Source organism: Kitasatospora sp. NPDC036755 (genome assembly GCF_040636595.1).
Classification (GTDB): Bacteria; Actinomycetota; Actinomycetes; order Streptomycetales; family Streptomycetaceae; genus Kitasatospora.
This window is the reverse complement of record NZ_JBEZUT010000311.1, coordinates 4,199-10,210: the sequence shown is the minus strand read 5'-3', so window position 1 is coordinate 10,210 and position 6,012 is coordinate 4,199. Positions and strand designations below refer to the sequence as shown.

Genomic DNA, 6,012 nt, shown 5'->3' with positions numbered 1-6,012 from the left:
GCCGGGGGCGCGGCCGGGGGCGGCGGTGGTGAACGGCCGGTGGCCGGTTCCGGCGGCGGGTGGCCGGGCGCGGTGCCGGTCGGCGGACGCTGGCGGCCCTCCCGGACCGCGGCGTTCCTCGGCGGACTGCTGCTGTGGATCTGGTGCACCTGCTCCGGCCTCGGCGTGTACGACCGGATCCTCTTCACCGACCGGGCCGTGCAGGTCGTGCTGCTGCTGATGGTCGTCCCGCTGCTGCTCGCACTCGGCGCACCGGTCTCGCTGCTGGTCGAGGCGGCACCGGCGGCCCGGCGCGAGCGCGTCCTGCGGGCGCTGCGCAGCCGTCCGTCCAAGGTGCTGATGTTCCCGGCGGTCTCCACCGCGCTGCTGATGGCGCCGCCGTGGCTGCTCTACTTCACCCCCTGGTACGCGTGGTCGGTGTCCAGCGGGGTCGGGAACGTGGTGCTGCACCTGGCGCTGGTGCTGCTGGGCCTCGCCTACTTCTGGCCGCGCCTGCAGCTCGACCCGGTCGGGCACGAGTACCCGCACCTGGTCGGACTGTTCATCACCTTCGCCGAGGTGATCTTCGACGCCGGGCTCGGGATCGTGCTGATCTACGGCGGGCACCTGGTCGCCGAGCACCACTACGCGGCGCTCGGGCGGCCGTGGGGGCCGAGCCTGGCGCAGGACCAGACCTGGGGAGGCAACGCCTTCTGGGTGCTGGGGGACCTGGTCGGACTGCCGTTCCTGGCCGCGCTGGTGCGGCGGATGGTGGTGCAGGGGCGGGAGGAGAACGAGGCGGTGGACGCCGAGCTGGACGCCCGCCTCGCGGAGGCGGCCGCCGAGGCCCGGGCGGCCGGGCGGCCGCAGGACGAGGAGACCGGGATGCGGCCCTGGTGGCTGGACGATCCCACCCTCAAACACCGGTACGGCGGGCAGGGGCGCTGAGGCGTCGGGTGGCCGCTGGTGGGCGCTGGTGGGCGCAGGGTGCGCGAGTGCCCGTCTGCGGCGGGCCAATTGTGGCCCCCTGGCGTCTTCCTGACCTTCCCCGTGCCACGTTTCCGCAGGTCAAAAATAGGTTGGCCACAACCCCCCGCTCCGCTAGCGTGTGACACGTCCGGTTCGGGGGCCATTGGGCCGCCCGAGGAGTAGAGAGCAGGAGGTGAACCCCCGTGGTCGTTGTCGCCCCGATAGCTGCCCAGGGCAGCGCTCGCGTTCACCTCCTTTTCCCGGCCGCCGGCTGAGCCCTTCGCGCCAGCCGTAGCCCGCCGGGGTCATCTCCTCCCGAAGGGCCACTGCGTTGTTCAACGCTGCCTCCGTTCCGTCGTTCTCTTCCTCCTCCTCTTCGCTCCCCACCGACGCCTCGGCGCTGACCGGCTACGGCTGGACGGCCGAGCTGGCGGAGCTGTTCACCCCGTTCGCTGAGGCCGGGCTGCTCCCGGCGCGGATCGTCCGGGTCGACCGCGGCCAGTGCGACGCCGTGATCGCCGACCCGGAGACGGGCGAGCCGTCCACCGTCCGGTTCGACACCCGGCCGGTGGGCGACGCCGACATGATCAACTGCCCGTGCACCGGTGACTGGGCGGCGGTCGACCCGTACGCCCAGCCGATGGCCTCCGTCGTCGCGCTGCTGCCGCGCTCCACCGCGATCATCCGCAAGGTGGCCGGCAAGCGTTCCGACGGCCAGGTGCTGGCCGCCAACGTCGACACCGTGCTGATCGCCTCCTCCCTCGCGACCGATCCCGACCTCGGGCGGATCGAGCGCTTCCTCGCCCTGGCCTGGGAGTCCGGCGCCGAACCGCTGGTCGTCCTCACCAAGGCGGACCTCGTCGACGACGCCGACTTCATCCGGTCCGACGTCGAGGCCGTCGCCCCCGGGGTCACGGTCGTCGTGGTGAGCGCCGAGACGGGCGAGGGCATGGACGTGCTCCGCGCCTGCACCCCCGGTACCACCGCGGTGATCGGCCAGTCCGGCGTCGGCAAGTCCACGCTCACCAACGCGCTGGTCGGCTCGGACGTGATGACGGTCCAGGAGGCCCGCGCGGTCGACCAGAAGGGCCGCCACACCACGACCACCCGCGAACTCATACCGCTGCCGGGCGGGGGCGTGCTGATCGACACCCCCGGGCTGCGCGAGGTCGGCCTCTACGGTGGCGAGGGCGTGGACCTGGCCTTCGCCGACATCGCCGAGCTGGCCGAGGACTGCCGCTTCCACGACTGCGGCCACCACACCGAGCCCGGCTGCGCGGTGCAGGCGGCGCTGGCCGACGGCACCCTGCCCCAGCGCCGGATGGAGAGCTACCTCAAGCTCCAGCGCGAGAACGACTGGATCGCCTCGCGTACGGACGCCCGAGTGGCCAAGGCGCGGCTGAAGAAGTGGAAGACGATCAGCAAGTCGATGCGAGCCGCGGGAGGTCCGGTGAAGCGATGAGCCCCGGCGCCGGCCGGCCGCCGCACAGCGGCCGCCGGTCGGCCCCGGTCGGCCCCGGCCGGGCCCGTCCGGTTCGGCTTCAGCGGAGGTCGGTGGCCACTCGGAAGCGCTGCAGGACCACCGGGGTGCTGTCGTCCACGGTGAAACCCGGGTCGTCGAGGGCGTCGAGCATCTCCGGGCTGCTCCAGAACCGCTCGTGCACCGCGCGCCACTCGGCCACGCTGGTGCACCCCTCGCCCTCGTCCAGGGCGTGCTGGAGGTCGACCTCCGCGAGCGGGACCACCCGGACGTCCGTGGTCTCGATCACGGCGACCCTGCGGCCGTCCGAGTCGAGGACCGCGGAGCGCTCACCGGGCAGCGGCAGGGGCTCGCCCTCGTGCTCGTAGTCGGCGACCAGGCCGGTGGTGCTGGTCTTGACGCCGGCGAGGATCGCGGCGACCAGCTGGTCCCGCAGCGGGCCGGGAAACGCGAACTCCGACGGAGGCAGGGCGACGACGCGCGGGTCGTCCGGGCCGGTGTAGGACTGCTGCTCGCTCATGCCGCGAGGTTAACGGCGGGACGTCCTGCGAGCTCGTGAATTTCGGGCGGTGGGCCGGTGGGCCGGTGGGCCGGTGGGCCGGTGGGGTGCCCGGGGTGCCTGGGTACCCGGGCTCGGGCCCCGGTGCCCGGCCGGTCCCGGTCCCGACTCGGTCCCGGCCCCGGCTGCGCCTCGGCCCTGGCCCTGGCCCTGGCCCTGGGGCTGGGGCTGGCTGGGCCTCGGGCTTGGCTGGGCCTCGGCCTCCACGCCGAGCTCGGCCATGGGCGCCGGGTACGGGTTCCGGAGCGTAGGCCCGTGGCCCCTGGCCCGTGGGGGTGAGGTGGTGGGTAGAGAGTGGCGGTGGGTGGGTGGAGGGGGAGGGGGGAGGGGGAGGGCCCCCGAAGCGGCGATCAACGGCGATGTCCGATTCCCGCCAGTCACCCCCCGCCCAGTGCCGCAGACTGGACAACGTGATCGACGACGACATCCGGTACCGAGCCGTGGACAGCCGCGACTCCCGCTTCGACGGGGTCTTCTTCACGGCGGTCACCTCCACCGGCATCTACTGCCGTCCGAGCTGCCCCGCCGTGACTCCCAAGCGGGTCAACTGCGTCTTCTACCCGAGCGCCGCGGCCGCTCAGGGGGCGGGCTTCCGCGCCTGCCGCCGCTGCCGGCCCGACTCCGTGCCGGGCTCGCCCGAGTGGAACCACCGCGCCGACCTGGTCGGCCGGGCGATGCGCCTGATCGGCGACGGCGTGGTGGACCGCGAGGGCGTCGGCGGACTGGCCGGCCGCCTCGGCTACAGCTCCCGCCAGCTGCAGCGCCAGCTGACCGCGGAGCTGGGCGCCGGTCCGATCGCGCTGGCCCGTGCCCGCCGCGCGCAGACCGCCCGCCTGCTCCTCCAGACCACTGAACTGCCCGTCACCGACATCGCGTTCGCGGCCGGCTTCGCCTCCGTCCGCCAGTTCAACGACACCGTGCGCGAGGTCTACGACCGCACCCCGAGCGGCTTGCGCGCCGAGGTCGCGGCCGGCCGCCGCACCGCGACCCCGGCCGGCGGCCTCACGCTGCGCCTCGCCTACCGCGGCGCGCTGGACAGCGAGCACCTGATCGACTTCCTCGCCCTGCGCGCCGTCCCCGGTGTGGAGGAGGTCGTCCCCGGCGCGCGCCCCGGCGTGCGCGTGTACCGCCGCACCCTCGCGCTCCCGTACGGCCACGGCATCGCCGAGGTCGACGGCCTGGCGCCGGGCGAGCCGCCCACCCGCGGCTGGCTCGACTGCCGCCTGCTGCTCGCCGACCTGCGCGATCTGCCGACCGCCGTCCAGCGACTGCGCGTCCTCTTCGACCTGGACGCCGACCCGCTGGCGATCGACGAGCAGCTCGGCGCGGACCCGTTGCTGGGCCCGCTGGTCCGCGAGCGCCCCGGCCTGCGCTCGCCCGGCCACGTGGACCCGCACGAGCTCGCCGTGCGCGCGGTCCTCGGCCAGCAGATCAGTGTCGTCGCGGCCCGCACCCTGGCGGGACGGCTCGCCGCGAAGTACGGCACCGAGCTGCCCGAGCCCAGTGGCGGCCTGCGTCTGCTCTTCCCGACGGCGGCGGCCCTGGCCACCGCCGACCCGGAGGACTTCGCGATGCCCGCCTCCCGTCGGCGCGCGCTCACCGGCCTGTGCGCCGCGCTGGCCGAGGGCGTGGTCCGGCTCGACAGCGGGGTCGACCGGGAGGAGGCCGCGGCCGGCCTGCTGGACCTGCCCGGCATCGGCCCCTGGACGGTCGGCTACCTGCGGATGCGGGCCCTGGCCGACCCCGACGTCTTCCTGCCGAGCGACGTGGGCGTCAAGCACGGCCTGCTCCGCCTCGGCGCCGCCGGGGACCCGAAGTCCGCCGCCCGCGCCGCCGAGGCCTGGGCCCCGTGGCGCTCCTACGCGGTCCACCGACTGTGGGCCGGCCTCGCGAGCACGGCCGCCGACGGCCCCGTCGTCAAGCGCCCCGCCGTCGAGAGCCCGGCCGCCGAGAACCCGGCCACCGACAGCATCAACAGCATCGACCCCGGCAGTACCGGCGACACCGGCGGTACGGGCACCGGAACGGAGAACGGACGAGCATGAGCACCACCGTCTACACCACCATGGAGAGCCCCTTCGGCCGGCTGCTGCTGAGCGGGGTGCTGCCGGAGGACGGCGGGCCGGCGGCGCTGGCCACCGTCACCGCGCCCGGCCAGAAGTACGCGCTGGCCGAGCCCGCCGACGACTGGGTGCTCGACCCGGAGGCGCTCGCCGAGCCGGTGGCCCAGCTGACCGCCTACTTCGAGGGCAGGCGCACCGGCTTCGACCTCCCGCTCGCCCCCGAGGGCACTGAGTTCCGCCGCCGGATCTGGGCCGCGCTGGACGAGATCCCGTACGGCAAGACCGTCACCTACGGCGAACTCGCCGAGCTGGCCGGGCAGGAGCCGCGCATGGTCCGGGCGGTCGGTGGCGCGGTGGGCGCCAATCCGCTGCTGATCGTCCGCCCCTGCCACCGGGTGCTCGGCGCCAACGGCGCGCTCACCGGCTTCGCCGCGGGCGTGGACCGCAAGCGCTGGCTGCTGGACCTGGAGGGCGGCACCCTGTTCTGACCGCCGGCGTTCTGACCGCCGGCCCCCGCCGGATGTCGACCGGGCCCCGCCGGACGGCCGCCGGGCCTGCGTCGGGCGCTCAACTCGGAAGGTCCACCCGCCAGTTGTTGCTGCGCATGAACCGCCCGGGCGGGAACTCGAATTCCGTCTCCCCGAGCAGGGTGAACCCGGCCTTCGCGCAGACCGCGTTGGAGGCGGGGTTGTCCACCGACGGGAAGGCGTGCAGGTAGCGGTGCGCGGCTTCGCGGCGGGCGGCCGCGACCGCCGCGCGGGCGGCGGCGACCGCGATGCCCCGGCCCTGGAAGCCGGGCAGCACGTTCCACCCCATCTCGTGGACGGTCCGCCCCTCCCACGTCCGGGTGCCGTAGCCGACCGAACCGACCGAACCGACCGAACCGACCGAACCGACCGAACCGACCGAACCGACCGAACCGACCGAACCGACCGAACCGACCGAACCGACCGAACCGACCC

The 6,012-nt window shown here is 74.7% G+C and carries 6 protein-coding genes; 4 read left to right on the top strand and 2 right to left on the bottom strand.

All coding sequences use genetic code 11. The features are described 5' to 3' along the window. Both AB0E96_RS32855 and rsgA read left to right on the top strand, forming a co-directional pair. Positions 1-927, top strand: a 927-nt coding sequence (locus AB0E96_RS32855) for a cytochrome c oxidase assembly protein (protein ID WP_359829442.1), incomplete at its 5' end; no start/stop codon positions are given. A 352-nt stretch (positions 928-1,279) separates the two neighbouring features. After that, entirely contained in the window at positions 1,280-2,410 is a 1,131-nt protein-coding gene (gene rsgA, locus AB0E96_RS32850; RefSeq protein WP_359829441.1) for a ribosome small subunit-dependent GTPase A, read from the top strand. A gap of 79 nt (positions 2,411-2,489) precedes the next feature. On the opposite strand, the gene AB0E96_RS32845 is transcribed toward rsgA, so the two are convergent. Then, positions 2,490-2,948 carry an ASCH domain-containing protein gene (locus AB0E96_RS32845; RefSeq protein WP_359829440.1) on the bottom strand — a complete coding sequence of 153 codons (459 nt, stop codon included), beginning with the start codon at positions 2,946-2,948 and terminating at the stop codon, positions 2,490-2,492. A 398-nt stretch (positions 2,949-3,346) separates the two neighbouring features. Here AB0E96_RS32845 and AB0E96_RS32840 point away from each other — a divergent pair, with 398 nt between their 5' ends. Then, positions 3,347-5,032: an AlkA N-terminal domain-containing protein gene (locus AB0E96_RS32840; protein WP_359829439.1), complete on the top strand. Its 1,686-nt coding sequence runs from the start codon at positions 3,347-3,349 to the stop codon at positions 5,030-5,032. Then, a complete protein-coding gene (locus AB0E96_RS32835; RefSeq protein ID WP_359829438.1) occupies positions 5,029-5,538 on the top strand; it encodes a methylated-DNA--[protein]-cysteine S-methyltransferase in 510 nt (169 codons plus the stop codon). Before AB0E96_RS32840 ends, AB0E96_RS32835 begins: the two co-directional genes overlap by 4 nt. A 79-nt stretch (positions 5,539-5,617) precedes the next feature. Here AB0E96_RS32835 and AB0E96_RS32830 read toward each other — a convergent pair. Continuing rightward, positions 5,618-6,012 (bottom strand): GNAT family N-acetyltransferase (locus AB0E96_RS32830; protein ID WP_359829437.1); only part of this gene is annotated, 395 nt, incomplete at its 5' end.

Excerpts from the sequence above, each read along its gene's own strand:
- AB0E96_RS32845 (WP_359829440.1), bottom strand. The coding sequence starts at position 2,948 with ATGAGCGAGCAGCAGTCCTACACCGGCCCGGACGACCCGCGCGTCGTC.
- AB0E96_RS32835 (WP_359829438.1), top strand. The coding sequence starts at position 5,029 with ATGAGCACCACCGTCTACACCACCATGGAGAGCCCCTTCGGCCGGCTG.
- AB0E96_RS32840 (WP_359829439.1), top strand. The coding sequence starts at position 3,347 with ATGTCCGATTCCCGCCAGTCACCCCCCGCCCAGTGCCGCAGACTGGAC.